Here is a 20,940-nt window from a genome sequence, read left to right on the forward strand (position 1 = left end):
AGGCGCCGCGGATGAACGGCGGCGCCTTCGGGGCCTTTCCGGTGAGCGCTCAGTTCGTCTTCGGGTGCGGGGTCGAGCCGTACGCCGTCAGGAACCTGTCGCGGAACGAGCTCATCTTCCACACCGGCGCGTCGTGCGCCGGGCGCAGACCGTCGGTCCAGTTCCAGGAGTTGATCGCGTCAAGCACCTTCGGGTCCTTGGCGACGATCGAGATCGGCACGTCACGGCTGGCGTGGTTGCCGCTGACCCGGGCGATCGGCTGGTGGTCGCCGAGGAAGACCAGCACCGTGTTGTCGTTGCCGTAGCGCTGCAGCCACTGGGTGAGCGCGGTCACCGTGTACTGCACCGACTTGCCGTACTCCTGGCGGGACTTGGTGGTGTCCGCGATGACGTCGGACGCCTTGTTGCCGGCCTTCTGGATGGCGTCGAAGATCGAACCGTCGCCCAGCTGGTCCCACGGCACCATCTTCGGGATCGGCGCCCACGGCTGGTGGCTGGAGGTCAGGATCAGGAACGACATCCGGGACTTGCCGTCGGCCGGCTTCTTGCTGTGCACCCGCTCCTGGAACTGTTCGAGCGCGTACTGGTCGGGCATCGTCGACCAGCTGAACTTCGGTCCCTTGTAGCCGAGCTGGAAGGCGTTGTAGACCTTGTCGAGGCCGTAGAAGCTCTGCTCGGGCCAGCCCTTCTGGATGCCCGGCATCACACCGACGGTGTCGAAGTCACCGGTCTTCTTGAAGGCCTTGGTCAGGCTCAGGTGGTCGCTGGCCATGACCGTGCGGTAGCGCTGCTGGTTGCTCACCCACAGCCCCGACATCGTCGTGGAGTGGCCGAGCCAGCTGCTGCCGCCGTACGTCGCCGACGTCAGCCAGCCGCTCTTCGCGGCGTAACCGGCCTTCTTCAGCATCGCGGTCTGCGCGTCGAGCGTCTTGTCGACCCCGGGCGCCTCGATCGGGTCCTCGATCGCACTGCGGCCGTAGCTCTCGATGAACGTGAAGACGACGTCCTTGCCGCGCAGGGCCGGCACCAGCTGGCTGCCCGGGGTGTTCCCGAAGGCGTCCACCTTGGCCACCTTGCGGAAGTCCGCCTCGTCCTTCAGCGTCTCCCGGACGGACCGCACCTGCGTCTTCAGCGCGGCGGTCGCCTTCTGCGCGGCGAGCGGCGACCCGGCGATCTGCAGTCCGAGGGCGCTGCAGGTGATCCAGACGACACCGATGATCAGGGTGGTCCGGGTGGCACGCGTCCGGACCCGGGCGAGCTCGTTGGCGACCCGTACGGTGGCCAGCGCGACCAGCCCGATCAGCAGGAAGATCAGCAGCACCGCACCCGCGGTGATCCCCAGCTCGGCGGTCCCGCCCAGGGTGTCCTTCAGGTAGCTGCGGGCGTCGGGCAGCAGCGACCAGTCCAGGATGATGTTGAAGGGCCGGCCCAGGTAGTCGACGAAGCCCATGTTGAAGAAGTCGATGACGGTCAGCGCCCCGACCACCGCGCCCGCCAGCGCCGACAGCACCAGCCGGGCCCGCCGCGGCAGGCTCAGCAGCACCACCGCGCCCATGATCGCCTCGGCCGGGATCCGCACGAACGTGACCGCCTTCAGCCCGCTGAGCGTGTTCGGCATCAGCAGACAGGCGTAGACGAGAACGGCGGAGAGCGTGGTGAGCGCGATGGAGAGCACACGAGCCGCGGCGGGGTGCGCCCTGCGCCAGCGCCGCCAGATCCCACGCCGCCGAGCGGGGTCGCCTTCGGCTCCGGGGGCCGGTGCGGGGTTGCCTTCGGCTTCGGGGGCCGACGCGGGGTCGGCTTCGGAGGTCGGTGCGGGGTCGGCCTCGCCCTCGGAGGTTGACGGGGTGCCGGCCTCGGCTGCGGAAGCCGAGGCGGTGCCGGCCCCGCCTTCGGAAGCCGGTCCGGGGTCGCTCTGGGCTGCGGGGGCCGACGTGGTGCCGGTCTTGTCCTCGGCAGCCGACGTGGTGTCGCCTTCGGCTGCGGAGGTCGGTGCGGTGCCGGTCTTGTCCTCGGTGGCCGACGCGGTGTCGCCCTTGGCTGCGGGGGCCGACGTGGTGCCGGTCTTGTCCTCGGTGGCCGACGCGGCCTCGGCCTCGGCTCCAGAAGCCGACGTGGTGCTGGTCTTGTCCTCGGTGGCCGACGCAGTGTCGGCCTCGGCTTCCGCCTGAGCCTCGGCTTCGGCCGGGGACTTGGCTATCGCCTTGGGCCCGGTTTCCGCTTCGGGCTCGGCTATCGCCTCAGACTCGGCCTCGGCTATCGCCTTGGGGTCGGTCTCCGCCTCAGGCTCGGCTATCGCCTCAGACTGAGCCTCGGCTCCCGGCTCAGACTCGGGTCCCACCTCCGCCGCGGCTTCCGCTCCCGCCGCGGCTTCCGCTCCCGGTTCGGCCCCCGGCTCCGAGTCGGCGGCGGTCGGTTGCCGAGGGACGGTCGTTTCCTCGGTGCCGGCGGCCTCGTCCGCCCCGGCCGCTTCCTTCGGTGCGGCCGGGCCCTCGTCGGCGACGGCAGTCTGGCCGGCCTCGCCGGAAACCGCCTTGCTCTCCGAGGCCTTCTCGGTCTCCTCAGCCTCGGTCTCCCCGTCCGTACTGGATGACTGGCGTGTGCTCGTGTGCTGAGGCAACCCGAAGGTCCTTCCATGCGAGACCCGTGAAACGGAAACTGCGGGTCGACGCTGGGGGATGCCTGGACCCGACAACTTTCCGTACGGCTCACACAAGGCCCCTGTTCAGGGCCTTCGGCAAACACCGGGCAAACCGATACCAACCTGCGTCCCAAGCCGACGCCCCGAAGGTGCGCGGGGAACCGCCACCGACCCGCGGCCGGAACGCAACCCTACGCACCCCCCACCGCGGTCAACAACGCCAGTGGCGCCGCCGCCGACCGCGATTCCCGTACGCACGCGTGCGGATACGGCACCGGCTCCGGATGCGAGTCCCTGCCGTACCCGGCCAGCACCTCCGGCAACCGGTGGCCGCCCGCCGTCGCCGCGTCCACCAGCCCGTGCGCCACCGCCCGCGCCTCGTCGTGCAGCCCGTACCGCGCCAGCCCCAGCGCGATCAGCGCGTTGTCGTGCGGCCACACCGACCCGCGGTGGTACGACAGCGGGTGGTACGCCGCCTGCCCCGCGGCCAGCGTCCGCACCCCCCACCCCGAGAAGAAGTCCGGCTCCAGCAGCCGCCGCCCGACCACTTCCCCGTACTCCTTGTCCAGCAGCCCGGACCACAGCAGATGCCCGGCGTCCGAGGCGAGCGCGTCGACCTGCCGCCCCTCCCCGTCCAGGGCCAGCGCGGGGAAGGCCGCGTCCCGCATCCAGAAGTCCTGCTGGAACCGGTCCCGCAGATCACCGGCGGCCTGTTCGAGGAGGGCCGCGTACGTCTCGTCGGCCCACACCGTCCGCGCCAGCCACGCCGTCCGGCGCAGCGCGTCGTACGCGTACCCCTGTGCCCCCGCCGCCATCACGGTCCCCATCGGCCTGCTGCCGTCGGCGGAGCAGATCGCGCCGGGGGAGTCCTTCCAGTTCTGGTTGGCGAGGCCGCCCTTGTCCGCGCGGTAGACGAGGTAGCCGCGCGAGGTCAGTCCGCCGTGGTCGAGCATCCAGCCGACGGCCGCCCGCGCATTGCGTTCGAGGCGCCGGGCGAGTGCCGTGTCCCCGGTCTGCTCCGCATACGCGCCGAGCAGGATCAGGAACAGCGGTGTCGCGTCGACCGATCCGTAGTAACGCCCGTACGGCACCTGCCCGAAGTGGGCCAGCTCGCCGTGCCGTACCTCGTGGACGATCTTCCCGGGCTGGGCCACGGAGTGCGCGCCGGTCTCGGTGGCCTGGGTGGCGGCGAGCGCGGGCAGGGTGGCGGCGGCCAGGTGCGGGCGGTAGGGGAGGGCGAAGAGGGAGGTGAGGAGGGCGTCGCGGCCGAGCAGGGTGAGGAACCAAGGGGCCCCGGCCGCTGGGACCTTGAGCTCCTCGCCGTCCGGGCCGGTGGCCGGCACCTGGAGGGTGGCGAGGTCGGAGAGACCGCGGGCGCAGGCCGCCGCCAGCTCCGGCCAGCCCGTCGGGAAGGCCACGCCCTCCACGAACTCGCCCTCCAGCGCGAGGAGTTGTTCGTTCAGCGCGGCCGGGTCGCGGGGCACCCGCAGCGCCCGCCGGTCGCCGTGCGGCCGCGCCATCACCCGGACCAGCAGCTCGACGGTGCCGTGCGGTTCGAGTTCCAGCGTCCACACCATCCGCCGGGCGCCGGTCCCGGTCTCCTCCACGCCGTCGGGGGCGGGTTCGGCGGTGATCGTCGTACAGGACCGCCACTCGCCCCGGCGGTAGCCGAACTCCAGCCCGTCGTCGAGGACATGGCGGGAGCGGACGGCGCCGGACTTGGTGTACGTGCGGTGGTCGGCGCGGAGTTCGAACTGGTCGGTGAAGTCGGCGTCGGCGGTGATCGCGAGCCGGATCGTGGTCGGCACCGGGCGGTTGCTGGTGACCCGCAGGGACTCGGCGAACGAGTTGTCGCCGACGGCCTGTTCACGGAAGAGCGTGTGCGCGGGCGGTTCCTGGCGGCCGCCGCGCGGGACCAGCACGCAGTGCGCGCCGTCCCCGTCGGTGACCGGTGTGAGCACCTCGGGCAGTGCCCCGTCGACCGTCAGCTGCCAGCGGCTGAGGTGCCGGGCGTCCCGTACGAATAACCCGTCCGGGGAACCGCCGCCCCTCACGCCGCTGATGTCGCCACGGTCGTCCACGGCCGCGAACGTCGCGCCGCGCACGAGCAGATGATGCCGGTCCGTCATTCCCGGTCCCCTCCTTCGTCCTCAGGTCGAACGTGCGGTATCCGCCCAGGACACCGCGTTTTGTCAGCTCTTGTCCAGGTTTTGACGTTCGTTGTGTGGTGCTTCGCGCGGTGTCGCGCTTTGCCGGTGGTGCAGATCCAGCGCGAGCGCCGCCGTCCAGCCGAACCCGGTCGCACCGCACGCCGCCCCGGTGAACGGGTCGACGTACTCGGCGAATTCGCTCGCGTCGGCGGTCCGTACGACCGCCTCGGCGAGTGCGTCCGCCCGGTCCACCTCGCCGTGCTCGCGCAGCCCCCGCTCCAGCAGCCAGCCGGTGTTGAACCAGGCCGGCCCGCGCCAGTAGCGGTGCGGGTCGAAGGCCTCGCCGAGCAGGTCGTAACTGGGCACCAGGCGGGTGCCGGTGCCGAAGTGCGGGCCGTCCAGGGTGCGGACGAGCGCGGCGGCGATCTCCCGCGGCAGCTCGGGCAGGAGCAGCGGGACCAGCCCGGAGACCCCGCGCTCGGGGATCAGCCGGCCTCCCCTGTCACGTCCGCCGCCCTTGCCGCCCTTGCCGCTCTCGTCGCCCTCGCCGCCCCGCAGGTCCCGGCAGAGGAAGATCTCCCGCTCCGGGTCCCACAGCCGGTCCACCAGCGCCGCCGTCAGCCGCTCCGCCCGCGTGTGCCGGGCCGTGCCGGTCGCGCCCAGCTCCGCGGCGATCCGGGCGAGGGCGTGCTCGGAGGCGATCAGCAGCGCGTTGAACGCGGGGTCCTCGACGGCGAAGTCCCTGGTCCGGTCCGCGTATCCGGCGTCGCGGTAGTCGGCCGCCAGCCGCACGTACCGCCCGTAGTCCAGGTCGGTCGGCCGGTCCTCGGCGGCGCCGTGGTCCAGGTCGGCCCGGCGGAAGGAGCGCGCGGGCGCCGGGGTGACCCGGGCCAGCGGGGCGTCCCAGCACGGGCTGTTGTCCATGCCCTGCTCCCAGGGGTGGACGACGGAGGCCAGCCCGCCGCCGCCCAGGTCGCGCCGGTGCAGCAGATAGCGGTGCCAGGCGGCGAGCCGTGGGTAGGCACCGGCCAGGAAGCCGCGGGCCCGGGACAGGCCCGGGTCGGCGAGATGCACCAGCCAGGCCGCCAGCGCGTGCACCGGTGGCTGCACGATCCCGGAGGTCTGTACGGTGCGCGGGGCGCCCGCAGCGCGCCCCGCGGTCGAGGAGCGCCAGAAGTCGGGGCTCGGGAAGTACGCGTCGAGGGGCACGGAGGGGTTGAACACGATGTGCGGGATCCGCCCGTCGCCCCACTGGGCGGCCAGCAGCGTCTCCAGCTCCGTCTGCGCGCGCAGCGGCGAGAGGTGCCTGAGGCCGATCGCGATGAACGCCGAGTCCCACGACCACTGGTGCGGATACAGGCTCCGGGAGGGCACGGTGGAGCTGCCGGTCCAGTTGTCTTCGAGCACCTGTGCGGCTCTGACGTGCAGGGACCGCCTCGCGCCCGCTCCCGTGGGCGCGGCGGTGCCGGTTCCGGCGGCGCGGACGGACGGCGGATCGTATGCAATACCGCGATCGAGCGCAGGGGTGGTGAGCTGGGCAGTGCGATCCACTCGGGACTCCCCGAAGACGTTCGGCCGGCCGGGTTCGGCAGTGGCTACCGTAGGGTTACGTCTATTTAACACGCAAAACTCAATATGTAATGCAAGCTTGAGAAACACAAGGGGGTGCGCATGACCGGACGTCCCGGGAGGACCGGCAAGGGCGGCGGACAGGCGAGCGCCGGCGATCTGCTCGAACTGGTGCGCAACGGGCGGGCCGTGACCCGCGGAGCGCTCCAGCAGGCCACCGGACTCTCCCGCGCGACCGTCGGCCACCGCCTGGACCGCCTGTTCCGCGCGGGCTGGCTGCGCGAGGGCGCCGGCGGCCCGGTCGAGTCCCCGCTGGGCGGCCGCCCCTCCATCACCCTCGAATTCGACGACTCGCACGCCGTCGTCCTCGCCGCCGACCTGGAGACCCGGCACGCCCGCGCGGCCGTGCTCTCGCTCACCGGCGAACTCCTCGCCGAGCACTCCGGCACCCTGGTCATCCAGGACGGACCGGAGGCCGTGCTCGGCGAACTCGGCCACTGGTTCGCCGAGTTGCTGGAGAAGGCGGGCCACCGCGCGACGGAGGTGTGCGGGATCGGCCTCGCGGTGCCGGGCCCGGTCGACTCGGAGACCGGCCGGGTGGTGCAGCCGCCGATCATGCCGGGCTGGGACGGCTACGACATAAGGGGCCGGCTGGCCAGGGCGTTCACCGAGCACACGGGCGCGCCGGCCGTCCCGGTCCTGGTGGACAACGACGCGAACCTGCTGGCGTACGGCGAGCAGCGCACCGGGTACCCGGACTGTTCGGCGTTCGTCCTGGTGAAGGTCTCGACGGGTATAGGCGCCGGGGTCGTGGTGGACGGCTCGATCTACCGGGGCGTGGACGGCGGCGCCGGGGACATCGGCCATATCCGGGTGGGCGCGGAGGCGCAGTGCCGGTGCGGTTCGTACGGCTGCCTCGCCGCCGTCGCCAGCGGTGGCGCCGTGGCCCGGCGACTGGCGGAGGCCGGGGTGCCGGCGGCGTCCGGGTCGGACGTGCGCGACCTGCTCGCCTCGGGGCATCCGCAGGCGGCCGCCCTGGCCCGGGAGGCCGGCCGCATGGTCGGGGACGTGCTGGCCACGGTCGTGACCCTGCTCAACCCGGGCGTCCTGATGATCGCGGGCGACCTGGCGGGCACTCCGTTCCTCACCGGCGTCCGCGAACTGCTCTACCAGCGGGCGCTGCCCCGCTCCACCGCTCATCTGGACGTCGTGACGTCGCGGCTGGGGGAGCGGGCCGGGCTGATCGGGGCGGGCGCGCTGGTCGTGGAGCACCTGTACGCGCCGCAGCGGGCGGAGGAGCGGTTGCTGGCGCTGGGGGTCTGACCGGCCGCCGGGCGTGTGACCGGCGCGTTTCCAACGGGTTCTGGTGTCCGTCCCCGCGTCCGCATGGTGAACCCGGGCGGTCTGTGGCAGCGTGATTCTCGCCACCCTTGATAAGGGTTGCGCTCAGATGAGCGGATCATGGGCGACTGCACTTCTCCAAGGGGTGGCACTGGGTGCCACCCCTTGATCGTTCATCGATCGAAATCAAACGTGCAGGATGCCCGCTCATCTGAGCGGAAAGGTGTGGTGTTGAGCGGTCCTGCGTTCAAGAGGTGAAAACATGGCCCGGTCTTCGCTTGCCAAGCTTTGACTTTCGATCCGGTGGCGGACGACTGGTTACGGGCGCATGACACGCAAGTAGACGTACCCAGGCGCCTTCGATCTGGGTATGTTCCTGGCCGTCAGGGCAGCCACCGAGTCCTCGAGGGAGTCGAGACCCGTGTCGGAAAACAAAGATCTCCATGCAGCGAAGTTCGTTTACGACTTCACCGAGGGAAACAAGGACCTCAAGGACCTCCTGGGTGGCAAGGGCGCGAACCTCGCCGAGATGACCAACCTGGGGCTCCCCGTTCCCCCTGGCTTCACGATCACGACGGAAGCCTGCAAGGTCTACCTCGACAGCGGCGCGGAGCCGGTGGCACTGCGTGACGAGGTCAGTGCGCACCTCGACGCCCTCGAAGAGCGGATGGGCAAGAAGCTCGGCCAGGCCGACGACCCGCTCCTGGTCTCGGTCCGCTCCGGCGCCAAGTTCTCCATGCCCGGCATGATGGACACGGTCCTGAACATCGGCCTCTCCGACAAGTCCGTGCAGGGCCTCGCCAAGCAGGCCGGGGACGACCGCTTCGCCTGGGACTCCTACCGCCGCCTCATCCAGATGTTCGGCAAGACGGTCCTCGGCGTCGACGGCGACCTCTTCGAGGAGGCCCTGGACGCGGCGAAGGAGGCCAAGAAGGTCACCGTCGACACCGACCTGGAGGCCGCCGACCTCAAGAAGCTGGTCACCAGGTTCAAGAGGATCGTCAAGGCCGAGGCCGGCCGGGACTTCCCGCAGGACCCGCGCGAGCAGATGGACCTCGCCATCAAGGCGGTCTTCGAGTCCTGGAACACCGACCGGGCCAAGCTCTACCGCCGCCAGGAGCGCATCCCCGGCGACCTCGGTACCGCGGTCAACGTCTGCTCGATGGTCTTCGGCAACCTCGGCCCCGACTCCGGCACCGGTGTCGCCTTCACCCGCGACCCCGCCTCCGGCCACCAGGGCGTCTACGGCGACTACCTCCAGAACGCCCAGGGCGAGGACGTGGTCGCGGGCATCCGCAACACGGTCCCGCTGGCCGAGCTGGAGAACATCGACAAGAAGTCGTACGACCAGCTGATGCAGATCATGGAGACGCTGGAGAACCACTACAAGGACCTCTGCGACATCGAGTTCACCATCGAGCGCGGTCAGCTGTGGATGCTCCAGACCCGCGTCGGCAAGCGCACGGCGGGCGCCGCCTTCCGGATCGCGACCCAGCTGGTGGACCAGGGCCTGATCGACGAGACCGAGGCGCTCCAGCGCGTGACCGGCGCCCAGCTCGCCCAGCTGATGTTCCCCCGCTTCGACGAGCAGGCGAAGGCCCAGCCCGTCGGCCGCGGCATCGCGGCCTCGCCGGGCGCGGCGGTCGGCAAGGCGGTCTTCGACTCGTACACCGCGGTGAAGTGGTCCCGCTCCGGCGAGAAGGTCATCCTGGTCCGCCGCGAGACGAACCCCGACGACCTGGACGGCATGATCGCCGCCGAGGGCATCCTCACCTCCCGCGGCGGCAAGACCTCCCACGCGGCCGTCGTCGCCCGCGGCATGGGCAAGACCTGTGTCTGCGGCGCCGAGGACCTGGAGGTCGACACCAAGCGCCGCCGGATGACCGTCCCCGGCGGCCACGTCGTCGAGGAGGGCGACGTCATCTCCATCGACGGCTCCTCCGGCAAGGTCTACCTGGGCGAGGTCCCGGTCGTACCGTCCCCGGTCGTCGAGTACTTCGAGGGCCGGATGCACGCGGGCGCCCAGGACGCCGGCGAACTGGTCGAGGCCGTCCACCGCATCATGGCCTTCGCGGACCGCAAGCGCCGCCTGCGGGTGCGCGCCAACGCCGACAACGCCGAGGACGCCCTGCGCGCCCGCCGGTTCGGCGCCCAGGGCATCGGACTGTGCCGCACCGAGCACATGTTCCTCGGCGACCGCCGCGAACTGGTGGAACGCCTGATCCTGGCGGACACCGAGGAAGACCGGGAGGAGTCCCTGCGGGCCCTTCTCCCGCTCCAGAAGAAGGACTTCGTCGAACTCTTCTCGGCGATGGACGGCCTCCCGGTCACGGTCCGCCTCCTCGACCCCCCGCTGCACGAGTTCCTCCCGGACATCACGGAACTCTCCGTCCGCGTGGCCCTCGCGGAATCCCGCCAGGAACCCCACGAGAACGAACTCCGCCTCCTCCAGGCCGTCCACCGGCTGCACGAGCAGAACCCGATGCTGGGCCTGCGCGGGGTACGCCTCGGCCTGGTCATCCCCGGCCTGTTCACCATGCAGGTCCGCGCGATCGCCGAGGCCGCCGCCGAACGCAGGAACGCCAAGGGCGACCCGCGCGCCGAGATCATGATCCCGCTGGTCGGCACGGTCCAGGAGCTGGAGATCGTCCGCGAGGAGGCCGACCAGGTCATCGCGGAGGTGGAAGCGGCGACGGGCACGAATCTCAAGCTCTCCATCGGCACGATGATCGAACTCCCGCGGGCGGCCCTGACGGCCGGTCAGATCGCGGAAGCGGCCGAGTTCTTCTCGTTCGGCACGAACGACCTGACCCAGACGGTCTGGGGCTTCAGCCGCGACGACGTCGAAGCCTCCTTCTTCACCGCCTACCTGGAGCGGGGCATCTTCGGCGTCTCCCCCTTCGAGACGATCGACCGGGACGGCGTCGGCTCCCTGGTCGCGGCGGCGGCGAAGGCCGGCCGCGCCACCCGCCCGGACCTGAAACTGGGCGTCTGCGGCGAGCACGGCGGCGACCCGGAGTCGGTCCACTTCTTCCACGAGGTAGGCCTGGACTACGTCTCCTGCAGCCCGTTCCGGATCCCGGTGGCCCGCCTGGAAGCGGGCCGCGCGGCGACCCAGTCCACCGGCAGCGACCACCGCTGAGCCACACCACCTCCGGACCCCGGGCCCGCCGTCCGTCCCCGACCCTCGAAACCGACGGCCGGCGGCCCCGGCACGCAAGAAGAGGGGCGGCACCCTGTGCGGGGGTGCCGCCCCTTCGTGCGTCGTTCGCGGGTACCGTGGGTGATCGCCCGGTGGCCCGCTGTTGTCAGCTGGGGTTCGTGACACAACCGTGTCAGTTGTCTGGGCTTTGTCCGGTCTCGAAATGCCAGGTCAGGGGCGTGGCACTGATGTTTGCCGGCAGATCTGTGCCGACGGCCACAGCCGACGGGGTGCAACGTGGGCTCATACTGAGTCATGACTAAGCCCGCGGCATCGAAGCGTCATCTGCCCACCAGCCCCTTCAAAGCCCCGGTCCCCCCGGCTCCCAAGCACTTCGCGATGGGCGATCAGGTCACACATGACGTGTACGGTCTCGGCCGGGTCATCGGCATCGAGGACGGAATCGCGGCGCTCGTGGATTTCGGCTCAACGCAGATGCGGATCCTGAGCCCGTACGCCAAGATGACCAAGCTCTAGAACCGCTGTGCCCGGTCACGGCACACCAGGCCCCGTCGGGGGCCTGTGACGAAAGGCAGAACTCTCATCGACTCGACCTCGCTGTTCTCCGCCCTGGAAGGGCAACCCCGCCGTTCCACCGCGGTGTCGCCGCCCCCGACGACGGACCCCTTCCAGGCCCCGGACTTCGGAGAAGACGAGATCCTCTGGTCGGAGGATGCTCAGGAGCCCGCCCCGGGCATGCGTGCGGGGCGGTCCAAGGCCGCCTAGCGGTGGCTTCGACGGCCACCCGCGGCAGGTCCGCGGTGTGGTGGTAGAGGAGTGGTGCGCGGCCCCGGTCGGCTGTCAGAGCAGGCCGAGGTCGTCGAGCTCCTGGTAGAGGTCGGAGCGGGGGGAGCCCGGGAGGGTCCGCGGAGCGCCGTCGGTCGTGGCCGCAGCGGTGCCGCCGGTGACGCCGGCGGCGGTGCCCGGCCGCGCGCGCCGGTCCCGCAGGAGCCACGCTCCGACCAGGCCCCCCAGCAGCCCGCCCAGATGGCCCAGCCAGCTCACCCCCGGTGTGCCGGGCACGGCCACGGTGAGGAGGTAGGCGAAGGACGCGCCCATGACGATCCCGACCAGCGTGTCGATCAGGTGCCGGTCGAAGAGTCCCCGCACGACCACGTAGCCGAAGTATCCGAAGATCAGGCCGCTGGCGCCGACCGTCGCCACGTCGTCGCGCTCGAAGAACCAGACCACCAGGCCGCTGCTCAGCGCGATCAGCAGGGTCAGTCCGAGGAACCGCAGCACGCCCCGGTAGGCGGCGAGGAATCCGAAGACGAACAGCGGGCCCGAGTTGCTCTCGATGTGCGCCCAGCTCCAGTGCAGCAGCGGCGCGGCCAGGACGTCGGGCAGGGTGGCGACGTCGCCGGAGACCACCGCGTAGTCCCGCGAGAGGGCGTAGTGGTCGGCCCAGTTGGCGAGCTGCACGAGCCAGACGACCGCGAGCAGGCCGAACATCACGAAGAACGCCTTCCGCGCCTCCGCGATCATCTGCTCGGGACTCGCCGGTGCCAGACCGGCCCGGATCCTGTGCGGCGCGTCCATGGCAGGCTCCCCCTCGAACGGATGTCGCTTCCCCACCACGGCGCACTCTACGGCAGCCCGGGAGGCGGCCCAGGGGCTTGTCCCGGCGCGGGGTGACGACCCGGTCCGCGGTGCCGGGGCTCGGGGCGGGTATCCTGCGTCCGCCTTCGTACGAGCCGGCACCCTGCGTCCCGAAGCCGGTGTACGCCACTCTCCCCCTGGTGTACTTCGAGGGGCCCGTACCCCGCGGGCGCAGTCGTGAGGAAGGGCCGGGTCATGGCGTTCGCCGACTACCAGAACGAGATCTACCTCGACGGGCTCGGCGGAGTGGTGCCGCGCTTCCCGATGTCGTACGACGATCTGGAGCCGCTGGCCCAGGCCGCGATGGCCCCTTCGGTGCGCTCGTACGTCGCGGGCGGTGCAGGCGACGAGCGGACGCAGCGGGCCAATGTCAGCGCGTTCGAGCACTGGGGGCTGGTGCCGCGCATGCTGGTGGGCGCCACGCGACGGGACCTGTCCGTCGACCTGTTCGGACTGCGGCTGCCCTCGCCGCTGTTCATGGCGCCGGTCGGGGTGATCGGGCTGTGCGCGCAGGACGGTCACGGTGACCTCGCCGTCGCGCGGGCCGCCGCCCGTACCGGCGTACCGATGGTCGCCTCCACGCTGACCGTCGACCCGCTGGAGCAGGTGGCCGGCGAGTTCGGCGACACGCCCGGCTTCTTCCAGCTCTACACCCCCACCGACCGCGAACTGGCCGAGAGCCTGGTGCACCGGGCCGAGAGGGCCGGGTTCAAGGGGATCGTGGTCACCCTGGACACCTGGATCACCGGCTGGCGGCCGCGCGACCTGAGCGTCAGCAACTTCCCGCAGCTGCGCGGGAACTGCCTGGCCAACTACACCAGCGACCCGGTCTTCCGGGCCCGTCTCGGCAAGAACCCGCAGGACGACCCGCAGGCCGTCGTCGCGCTCTGGGCGGGGATCTTCGGCAACCCGCTCACCTGGGACGACCTGCCCTGGCTGCGGTCGCTCACCGACCTGCCGCTGATCCTCAAGGGCGTCTGCCACCCCGAGGACGTCCGGCGCGCCAGGGACGCCGGCGTGGACGGCGTCTACTGCTCCAACCACGGCGGCCGCCAGGCCAACGGCGGCCTGCCCGCCCTCGACGCGCTGCCGGGGGTGGTCGAGGCCGCCGACGGCCTGCCCGTCCTGTTCGACTCCGGTGTCCGGACGGGCGCCGACATCGTCAAGGCGGTCGCACTGGGCGCCACCGCCGTGGGCGTCGGCCGTCCCTACGCGTACGGCCTCGCCCACGGCGGTGAACCCGGACTCGTCCACGTCCTGCGGGCGCTGCTCGCCGAGACCGACCTGATCATGGCCGTGGACGGCTACCCGACGCTCGCCGACCTCACCCCGGAGGCGCTGCGCCGGGTGCTGTGACCAGCCCGGTCGTGCCGTGACCAGCCCGGTCGTGCTGTCGGCCGGTGCCGGCCGGGACTCGGCGGAGTCTCGTCGGCCTCTCGGCTGAACAGGATCGACAGAGCATGTACAGCACGCCCGGTCGGTATGGTGCGCACATGACCGCGACCCGAGGGGACGGCCGGCGCCGTGAGCAGGTGCTCGCGGCGGCGCTGACCGTCTTCGCCACGTTCGGCTACCGCAAGACGTCGATGGACGCGGTGGCCCGGGCCGCCGACATCTCGCGCCCCGGCCTGTACTTCCTCTTCTCCGGCAAGGAGGAGCTGTTCCGCGAGACCGTGCGGCAGGAACTGGACCGGGCGCTGGCGGACGTCCGCACCGCACTGGCGTCGCCCGACACGGACCTCGGCACCCGCCTGGTGGCCGCGCTCGACGCGAACCTGGGCCGCTACGTCGGCACCCACCTCAACGAGGGCGTCGACGAACTGCTGGAGCACGGGACCGCGCAGCTCCACGACATGTACGACGACCACCGCAACGCCTTCCTCGGCACCCTGGCGGCGGCCATCGCGGACTCCGCCCCCACCCGCCCGGCGGCCGGCGGGGTCACCCCCCGCCAGATCGCCGAGGTCCTCCAGGCGGCGGGCGAGGGCTGGAAACACCGCGTCACCGACCGCGCGGACTTCAAGAACAGGCTGCACGTGGCGGTCGACGTGGCGTTGCGGCCGTAGGAGGTCTTCATGGAGTTCTTCTGTTATCACCGTGACCGGGCCGGCTCCGAGGTGCTGCGGGCGGAGTCGGTGGAGCGGCACTGGGCCTACATGGACGGGTACGAGGACGAGCTGATCGGCCGGGGGCCGACGTTCGAGGCGGGCGGGGAGGCGGCCACCGGGAGCGTGCACATCGTCGACCTGCCCGGCCCCGCCGCTGCGCGGGCGTTCGCCTTCGACGAGCCGAACTACCAGGCGGGTGTGTACCGGGACGTGCTGCTGCGGCGGTGGCGCAATCTGCTCGGGCGCACCATGTGGGAGTTCCCCGGCGGCCGAAGCGGCGGCAACCGCTACCTGGTGCTCGGTCTGGGGCCGGTGCGAGCGGCCGACGGTGCCGTGCAGCCCGGCCTGCCGCCCGGCGGCGGCCACGACGACCTGATCGCCTTCGGGCCGCTGCTCTCCGACGACGGCACCACCTGGGTCGGTACGGCGGCGCTGGTCCGGGCCGCGGACCGGGACCGGGCCACGGACGTTCTGGCGCCGGTCCGGTACGCGCATGTCGAGGCGCACGACTGGGAGTTCGGCGGGCGGCGGTGACGGGGTGGGCGCCCGGCGCGGTCGTACCGTCCGTGCTAGCCGGCCAGTGACTCGGCCAGTCTGTCGGCGAACTGCGTGACGCGGTCCAGGCGGGGGCCGCCGCGTGCGATGCGGAAGCCGTGCCTGCGGCCCCAGAACGCCGCCTGGACGGCGTGTAACTGGGCCCAGCGGCGCACGCGTTCGCGGTCGAGCTGGGCGGCCTCGGCGAAGACGTCCAGGAGGCGGCGGGCCGTCCTCGGCAGGTCGTCGGCCGCCATGAGGTTCAGGGCACGGGACTTGAGGAGCGTGCCGCCGTCGTACGCCGGGTCTCCCGCGTAGCCCTTCGGGTCGACCGCCAGCCACGGCTCCCGGTCCGCGCGCAGGATGTTGCGGGCGTGCAGGTCGCCGTGGACGAGGGTGTCCGGCTGGACCCGGCCCAGTTCGCGGGTGGTGGCGAGGGCCGCGTCCAGCGCCCGGGACGGCAGTGCGTGGGACAGGCCGGCGGCGTCCTTCCGCAGCTCCGCCGCCCACTCGTCGGCGCGGTCCCGGAGCCGGGGCAGGCCGGGCGGGGCCGGGACGGCGAGGCGGTGGTTCAGGCGGCCCGCGACCGCCATCACCGTCTCGTCGTCGGGCTCCAGCGCCGCCAGGGTCGAGACACGGGCCCGTTCCAGGAGGAGGGCGAAGCGGGCGTCGTCGCGCCGGTGCAGGCGGACCGCGCCCCGCCCCGCCCACGCCTCGAACGCGTCCGGTTCGTGGACGTTGCCGGGGTGCGGGAAGGACACCTTGACGACGCACAGGCGGGCGGTGGGCCGATGCCGGACGGGGACGATCACCCCCACCCCGCCGTGCGTCACCGCGCCGTCGGGTGTGCAGTCCCAGCGCTCCAGCAAGTCCTCCACGATCGACGGGAGTTCCGCGATCCATGCCGCTCCGCGGTCACCCTCGCGGTCGATCGTGCCCCGCACCAGCGCCTCTGGAATGCCGATCATCCCGGCACCCTACCGGCACCCCACGCGTCCGGCCGGGGCCCTTGGGCGGGTCAGGCCGTCCGGACCTCGTACGTCGTCACCCGTACCGTCTCGTCGTCCAGGCACTCGCCGGTCTCCAGGTCGAAGCGCTGCTTCAGGAGCGGGGAGGCCACGAACGGGCGGCCCTGATGGGTGCCGGTCAGACCGCGGGAGAGGACGGCCGCGCCGCCGAACGGGTCGCGGTTGTCGATGGCGTAGAGGCGGTCGGTGCGGTCGCGGAAGACGGCGACCTGGCCGCCGTCCGGGAGCAGTACGGCCACGCCCCGGCCGGGGGTCAGCAGGTTCAGGTCACAGGCCGTGAACCAGCTGTCCGCCAGCTGGAGCTGGACCTTCAGGTCGGTGGTCTCGGGTGCCAGGGTCATCGCTGGGCGCTTCCTTCCAGAAGGTCTTCGGCGGGACGCATGCCGATGGACAGCAGCGGCAGGTCGGGCTTCATCTGGTCGCGCTCCGGGACGAAGCCGACGACCGGGTCGGGGGTGTCGGGGGCATTGACGAAGGACACGAAACGGGCCAGCTTGTCGGGGTTGTTGATGGTGGTCGCCCACTCGTCGGCGTAGCCGGCCACGTGTGCCGCCATCAGCGACTCCAGCTCCTCGCAGATGCCCAGGGAGTCCTCGACCACCACGTCACGGACGTGGTCCAGGCCGCCCGGGATCCGCTCCAGCCAGGTCGACGTGCGCTCCAGGCGGTCGGCCGTACGGATGTAGAACATCAGGAAACGGTCGATCAGACGGACCAGTTCGGTGTCGGAGAGATCCTGGGCGAGCAGGTCCGCGTGGCGCGGGGTCGCGCCGCCGTTGCCGCCGACGTACAGGTTCCAGCCGGCCGCGGTGGCGATGACGCCGAAGTCCTTCGACTGGGCCTCCGCGCACTCGCGGGCGCAGCCCGACACCGCCGACTTGAGTTTGTGGGGGGAGCGCAGGCCCCGGTAGCGCAGCTCCAGGTCGATCGCCATCCGGACCGAGTCCTGGACGCCGTACCGGCACCAGGTCGAGCCCACACAGGACTTGACGGTCCGCAGGGCCTTTCCGTAGGCGTGCCCGGACTCGAAGCCGGCGTCCACCAAGCGCATCCAGATCAAGGGGAGTTGCTCGACCCGCGCGCCGAACATGTCGATCCGCTGACCGCCGGTGATCTTCGTGTAGAGGCCGAAGTCGCGGGCGATCTCACCGATCGTGATCAGGCCCTCGGGGGTGATCTCACCGCCGGGGATGCGCGGGACGACCGAGTACGAGCCGTTCTTCTGGAGGTTGGCGAGGAAGTGGTCGTTGCTGTCCTGGAGCGCCGCCTGTTCGCCGTCCAGGACGTAGCCGCTCGCGCCGATCGTCGGAGCCAGGGACGCGATGACCGACGCCACCGCCGGCTTGCAGACCTCGCAGCCGTCGCCGCCCCGGGCGCCCTCCCGGCCGTAACGGTCGAGCAGGTCCCGGTAGGTGTTGACGCGCAGCGCGAGGACGATCTCGTAGAGCTCCTCGCGGGTCTGCGCGAAGCAGCCGCACAGCCCCTTGTCGACCTCGACCCCGGACGCCTCCAGCTCCGCCGTGACCAGCTGCCCGAGCACCTTCACGCAACTCCCGCAGCCGGTACCGGCCTTGGTGCACTTCTTCACCTCCGGCACGGTGGTGCAGGAGTGCTCGGTCACCGCGCCGCGGATGGTGCCCTTGCTGACGTTGTGGCAGGAGCAGATGACCGCCTCGTCGGGGAGGGCGGACGGGCCGAGCTGGGCACCGCCGCTCGCGCCGGCCGGCAGCACCAGCGACTCGGGGGAGACCGGCGGCACCGAACCGGTGAAGGCCTTCAGCGTGCCGTACGCGTCCGCGTCGCCGACCAGGACGCCGCCGAGCAGGGTGCCGTCCCGGCCGATGACCAGCTTCTTGTACAGGCCCGAACGGGCGTCGGAGTAGACGACGTCCAGGCAGTCCTCGGCGGTGCCGTGCGCGTCTCCGAAGGAGGCCACGTCCACGCCGAGCAGCTTCAGCTTGGTGGACAGGTCGGCGCCGGTGAAGGCGGCCTCGTCGGAGGCGATCGTCGCCGCGGCCGTCTCGGCCTGCTCGTAGCCCGGCGCCACCAGGCCGTACACCCGGCCGTCCGCGGCCAGCGCGCACTCGCCGATCGCGAACACGTGCGGGTCGGCGACGGTACGGCACTGCTCGTCGACCGTGATGCCACCGCGCTCGCCGACCGTCAGACCGCAGTCCCGGGCGAGCTGGTCCCTGGGCCGCACGCCGGCGCTGAACACCACCATGTCGGTGGCGAGTTCGGAACCGTCGGACAGCTTCATGCCCGTCACGGCGCCTTCGGAGTCGACCACGATCTCCTGCGTGCCGACGCCCGTGTGGACGGTCAGGCCCATCTCCTCGATGGTGCGCAGCAGGGCCGCGCCGCCCCCCTCGTCCACCTGCACCGGCATCAGCCTCGGCGCGAACTCCACGATGTGGGAGGTGAGTCCGAGCCCCTTCAGCGCGCCGGCCGCCTCCAGCCCCAGCAGCCCGCCGCCGACCACCGCGCCCACGGTCGCCCCCGACCTCGCGTACTCCTCGATCGCGAGCAGGTCGTCGATCGTGCGGTAGACGAAGCAGCCGGTCGCGTCCTTGTGCGGGACCGGAGGCACGAACGGGTAGGAGCCGGTGGCGAGTACGAGCGTGTCGTACGCGAAGGCCCTTCCGGAGCGTGCCGTCACCGTCCGCGCCGCACGGTCGATCGTCTCCGCCGGGTCGCCGACGTACAGCTCGATGCCGTGGGCGGCGATGAACTCCATGTCGGTCAGGGAGAGTTCGTCGGCCGTCCGGCCCGAGAAGTACGAGGTGAGGGCGACCCGGTCGTATGCGGGGCGCGGCTCCTCGCACAGTACGACCACGCGGTGCGTGGCGGTCAGGCCGCGTTCGGCGAGCGCCTCCAGGAAGCGCTGGCCGACCATGCCGTGACCGACGAGCACGAGCGTGGGGGTGGCCCCGGGGGTGGCGGTCATCAGGAGCCTCCATCGTTGGTGAGCAGGCGGTGCAGGGGGCGGCGGTGCTCCTCGTCGGCGACAGGCGTCCCGGGTGCGTCGCGCGTCACGGGGGTGCCTGGCTCTACGCGCCGCCGGGCGGGACGGGCGCCCGTGGGGCCTGCGCCGTTCACCGCCACACGCGTATTCGAGGTCATGCCCAGGAGCCTGCGCGGCCGACGTTACCCGGCCGCATCACAGCTGTTTCCCGCGAGGAACGCTGCCCTCTTCGGGGGCGGCGGGCGGGTGTGAGGGGTCCGGGGGAGGGACGGCGGGGCCTGTGAGGCGGGGGAAACGCGCGGCGCCGGTGCGGTGCCGGTGCGGCGACGCGGGGGAGCGGCTGCGCTCACCCTTCTGGACCGTCGGCCGTGGCTCAGCGGCTGCCGGTCAGGTGGGCGAAGACGACGACGTTCCCCTGGTAGCCGGTCGTACGCGAGTAACCGCCGCCGCAGGTGATGACGCGGAGCTCGGGGCGTTTCGCGGCACCGTACACCTTCTCGTCGGGGAAGTCGCGGGCCTGGTAGACCTCCACCGCGTCGACGCTGAACACGGCGACGCCGCCGTCCCGCCGGTCCACCTCGATGGCCGCGCCGCGTCTGAGGGCGCCGAGGTCGTAGAAGACGGCGGGGCCCTCGGTGTTGTCGACGTGCCCGGCGACGATGGCGGTGCCGGTCTCGCCGGGGGTGGTGCCGGCCTCGTACCAGCCGGCGAGGTTCTTCTGCCCGGCGGGCGGGACGTCGAGGCTGCCGGCGGGGGTGAGGGCGAGGCCCATGAGGGGCGCGTTCACCCGGATGGCGGGGATGCGGATCCGGGTGGGCGGCGAGGGCGGCAGCGCGGGGGCTTCGAGGCGTTCCTCGCCGGGGTCGGGGCGGCCCTCGGCGGCGGACGGCTGGGGCGGCGGGGTGTGCGGTCCGGCGCCGGGGCCGAGCAGCCATACGCCGGAGCCGAGGGCCACGACGGTGACCGCGGCTATCGCGGTGTCCCCGATCCTGCGCATGTGAACCCCTCTCCCGGAGGTCGGAGCCTGTGACCAGGGGGTGAGGCGTCGGCGGCGGTGAGAGCCGCCGGCGGACGTGACCCCCTACCCCCTCCGGGCCGCGAGGGGCGTCGGACCCGGAGGGGGTGGGATGTGCGGTACCGGCGGACGGACAGCGGAGGGTGTCCGTCAGATCACATCGCCTCTCGCCCGGCGATGCAGGAGCCAGGTACCGCCCGCGGCGGCGACGGCCAGAGCCGCCACGCCCGCCGCGGTCTGCGCGGGGTCGGAGCCGAAGGCACCACCGACCCCCGTCTTCACACTGCCGTGGGGCTGAAGCTGTCCCGCGGCCGGCGCCAGTGCCACCACCAGGTCCCCGGTCACCTGCCGGTTCCCCTCGGCGCACTTCGCGACGATCTCGTACGTCCCCGGTTGCGCGCTCGACGGCACCTGGAACTGGCCGATCGCCTCGCCCTCGTGCGTACTGGGCGCAAGGGTGAACGGGCCGGCGCCGACGGAACTGGCGTCCCCGACCGCCGTTCCCTTCGCGCCGCACACCGCCGTGTTCACGGTGACCTGAGCCCCGGCCGCCGCGCTCGACGGGTACACGTCGAGGCTGCCGGTGGCGCCGCCGTACGCCGGCGCGACGGCGAGTCCGGCCGCGGCCACGACCAGCGCGGTCCCGGTCAGCAGTCGGGCGGTGCGTCGCATGGTGCTCCCTCGTCGAGGTCGTCCACTCCCTTGCTCTACCGAGGTAAAAGCCAACCGCCCGGCCCCGCTCTCTGAGGCACCGTCAGTTTTGGGATGAACGGGTGTCACGGCGGGGG

15 protein-coding genes are annotated in these 20,940 nt (G+C 72.0%); 6 read left to right on the forward strand and 9 right to left on the reverse strand.

What is annotated here, in order from left to right; translation table 11 throughout:
* Window positions 1–49 precede the first annotated feature (49 nt).
* From IEZ11_RS06355 to IEZ11_RS06365, 3 genes are all read right to left on the reverse strand, one after another.
* Window positions 50–1,618 (reverse strand): sulfatase-like hydrolase/transferase, encoded by a 1,569-nt coding sequence (locus tag IEZ11_RS06355; RefSeq protein WP_308426460.1) that lies wholly within the window; start codon window positions 1,616–1,618, stop codon window positions 50–52.
* 1,214 nt (window positions 1,619–2,832) lie between these two features.
* A complete protein-coding gene (locus tag IEZ11_RS06360; protein ID WP_189261574.1) occupies window positions 2,833–4,770 on the reverse strand; it encodes an amylo-alpha-1,6-glucosidase in 1,938 nt (645 codons plus the stop codon).
* 63 nt (window positions 4,771–4,833) lie between these two features.
* The gene (locus IEZ11_RS06365) at window positions 4,834–6,342 is read right to left on the reverse strand and encodes an MGH1-like glycoside hydrolase domain-containing protein (RefSeq protein ID WP_189261575.1); all 1,509 of its coding nucleotides are present in this window, start codon (window positions 6,340–6,342) and stop codon (window positions 4,834–4,836) included.
* Between the two features lie 120 nt (window positions 6,343–6,462).
* Between IEZ11_RS06365 and IEZ11_RS06370 the strand changes: the two genes are divergently transcribed.
* The 3 genes from IEZ11_RS06370 to IEZ11_RS06380 all read left to right on the forward strand — a co-directional run bounded on the left by IEZ11_RS06370 (window position 6,463) and on the right by IEZ11_RS06380 (window position 11,380).
* The gene (locus IEZ11_RS06370) at window positions 6,463–7,683 is read left to right on the forward strand and encodes an ROK family transcriptional regulator (protein ID WP_189261576.1); all 1,221 of its coding nucleotides are present in this window, start codon (window positions 6,463–6,465) and stop codon (window positions 7,681–7,683) included.
* A gap of 439 nt (window positions 7,684–8,122) precedes the next feature.
* The gene (gene ppdK, locus IEZ11_RS06375) at window positions 8,123–10,843 is read left to right on the forward strand and encodes a pyruvate, phosphate dikinase (RefSeq protein WP_189261577.1); all 2,721 of its coding nucleotides are present in this window, start codon (window positions 8,123–8,125) and stop codon (window positions 10,841–10,843) included.
* Between the two features lie 315 nt (window positions 10,844–11,158).
* Entirely contained in the window at window positions 11,159–11,380 is a 222-nt protein-coding gene (locus IEZ11_RS06380; protein WP_189261578.1) for a hypothetical protein, read from the forward strand.
* 324 nt (window positions 11,381–11,704) lie between these two features.
* Here IEZ11_RS06380 and IEZ11_RS06385 read toward each other — a convergent pair whose 3' ends face one another.
* Complete coding sequence (locus IEZ11_RS06385; RefSeq protein ID WP_189261579.1) at window positions 11,705–12,442, reverse strand: rhomboid family intramembrane serine protease; 738 nt, start codon at window positions 12,440–12,442, stop codon at window positions 11,705–11,707.
* Window positions 12,443–12,697: 255 nt separating this feature from the next.
* Between IEZ11_RS06385 and IEZ11_RS06390 the strand changes: the two genes are divergently transcribed.
* The 3 genes from IEZ11_RS06390 (at window position 12,698) to IEZ11_RS06400 (ending at window position 15,144) form a co-directional block, all read left to right on the forward strand.
* Window positions 12,698–13,858, forward strand: a complete 1,161-nt coding sequence (locus tag IEZ11_RS06390; RefSeq protein ID WP_189261580.1) for a lactate 2-monooxygenase — start codon at window positions 12,698–12,700, stop codon at window positions 13,856–13,858.
* A gap of 137 nt (window positions 13,859–13,995) precedes the next feature.
* Window positions 13,996–14,568, forward strand: a complete 573-nt coding sequence (locus IEZ11_RS06395) for a TetR/AcrR family transcriptional regulator (protein WP_229712823.1) — start codon at window positions 13,996–13,998, stop codon at window positions 14,566–14,568.
* A gap of 9 nt (window positions 14,569–14,577) precedes the next feature.
* Window positions 14,578–15,144, forward strand: coding sequence for a YciI family protein (locus IEZ11_RS06400; protein WP_189261581.1), 567 nt, complete (start codon window positions 14,578–14,580; stop codon window positions 15,142–15,144).
* A 35-nt stretch (window positions 15,145–15,179) separates the two neighbouring features.
* Here the strand turns inward: IEZ11_RS06400 and IEZ11_RS06405 are convergent, their stop codons facing one another.
* From IEZ11_RS06405 to IEZ11_RS06425, 5 genes are all read right to left on the reverse strand, one after another.
* Window positions 15,180–16,112: an aminoglycoside phosphotransferase family protein gene (locus IEZ11_RS06405; RefSeq protein ID WP_189261582.1), complete on the reverse strand. Its 933-nt coding sequence runs from the start codon at window positions 16,110–16,112 to the stop codon at window positions 15,180–15,182.
* Window positions 16,113–16,162: 50 nt separating this feature from the next.
* Entirely contained in the window at window positions 16,163–16,513 is a 351-nt protein-coding gene (gene nirD / locus IEZ11_RS06410) for a nitrite reductase small subunit NirD (RefSeq protein WP_189261583.1), read from the reverse strand.
* Complete coding sequence (gene nirB, locus IEZ11_RS06415) at window positions 16,510–19,119, reverse strand: nitrite reductase large subunit NirB (protein ID WP_189261584.1); 2,610 nt, start codon at window positions 19,117–19,119, stop codon at window positions 16,510–16,512. Before nirB ends, nirD begins: the two co-directional genes overlap by 4 nt.
* Window positions 19,120–19,510: 391 nt before the next feature.
* Window positions 19,511–20,134, reverse strand: coding sequence for a class F sortase (locus tag IEZ11_RS06420; protein WP_189261585.1), 624 nt, complete (start codon window positions 20,132–20,134; stop codon window positions 19,511–19,513).
* A 168-nt stretch (window positions 20,135–20,302) separates the two neighbouring features.
* Complete coding sequence (locus IEZ11_RS06425; protein ID WP_189261586.1) at window positions 20,303–20,824, reverse strand: GVDTG sorting domain-containing protein; 522 nt, start codon at window positions 20,822–20,824, stop codon at window positions 20,303–20,305.
* Window positions 20,825–20,940 lie beyond the last annotated feature (116 nt).

It is taken from the genome of Streptomyces fuscichromogenes (genome assembly GCF_014645815.1).
Classification (GTDB): Bacteria; Actinomycetota; Actinomycetes; order Streptomycetales; family Streptomycetaceae; genus Streptomyces; species Streptomyces fuscichromogenes.

What these genes read in the sequence shown, in the direction of transcription:
- IEZ11_RS06355 (WP_308426460.1), bottom strand. Translation starts at nt 1,618, where the DNA reads ATGCCGAACACGCTCAGCGGGCTGAAGGCGGTCACGTTCGTGCGGATC.
- IEZ11_RS06360 (WP_189261574.1), bottom strand. Translation starts at nt 4,770, where the DNA reads ATGACGGACCGGCATCATCTGCTCGTGCGCGGCGCGACGTTCGCGGCC.
- IEZ11_RS06370 (WP_189261576.1), top strand. Translation starts at nt 6,463, where the DNA reads ATGACCGGACGTCCCGGGAGGACCGGCAAGGGCGGCGGACAGGCGAGC.
- IEZ11_RS06380 (WP_189261578.1), top strand. Translation starts at nt 11,159, where the DNA reads ATGACTAAGCCCGCGGCATCGAAGCGTCATCTGCCCACCAGCCCCTTC.
- IEZ11_RS06385 (WP_189261579.1), bottom strand. Translation starts at nt 12,442, where the DNA reads ATGGACGCGCCGCACAGGATCCGGGCCGGTCTGGCACCGGCGAGTCCC.
- IEZ11_RS06390 (WP_189261580.1), top strand. Translation starts at nt 12,698, where the DNA reads ATGGCGTTCGCCGACTACCAGAACGAGATCTACCTCGACGGGCTCGGC.
- IEZ11_RS06395 (WP_229712823.1), top strand. Translation starts at nt 13,996, where the DNA reads ATGACCGCGACCCGAGGGGACGGCCGGCGCCGTGAGCAGGTGCTCGCG.
- IEZ11_RS06400 (WP_189261581.1), top strand. Translation starts at nt 14,578, where the DNA reads ATGGAGTTCTTCTGTTATCACCGTGACCGGGCCGGCTCCGAGGTGCTG.
- IEZ11_RS06405 (WP_189261582.1), bottom strand. Translation starts at nt 16,112, where the DNA reads ATGATCGGCATTCCAGAGGCGCTGGTGCGGGGCACGATCGACCGCGAG.
- nirD (WP_189261583.1), bottom strand. Translation starts at nt 16,513, where the DNA reads ATGACCCTGGCACCCGAGACCACCGACCTGAAGGTCCAGCTCCAGCTG.
- nirB (WP_189261584.1), bottom strand. Translation starts at nt 19,119, where the DNA reads ATGACCGCCACCCCCGGGGCCACCCCCACGCTCGTGCTCGTCGGTCAC.
- IEZ11_RS06420 (WP_189261585.1), bottom strand. Translation starts at nt 20,134, where the DNA reads ATGCGCAGGATCGGGGACACCGCGATAGCCGCGGTCACCGTCGTGGCC.
- IEZ11_RS06425 (WP_189261586.1), bottom strand. Translation starts at nt 20,824, where the DNA reads ATGCGACGCACCGCCCGACTGCTGACCGGGACCGCGCTGGTCGTGGCC.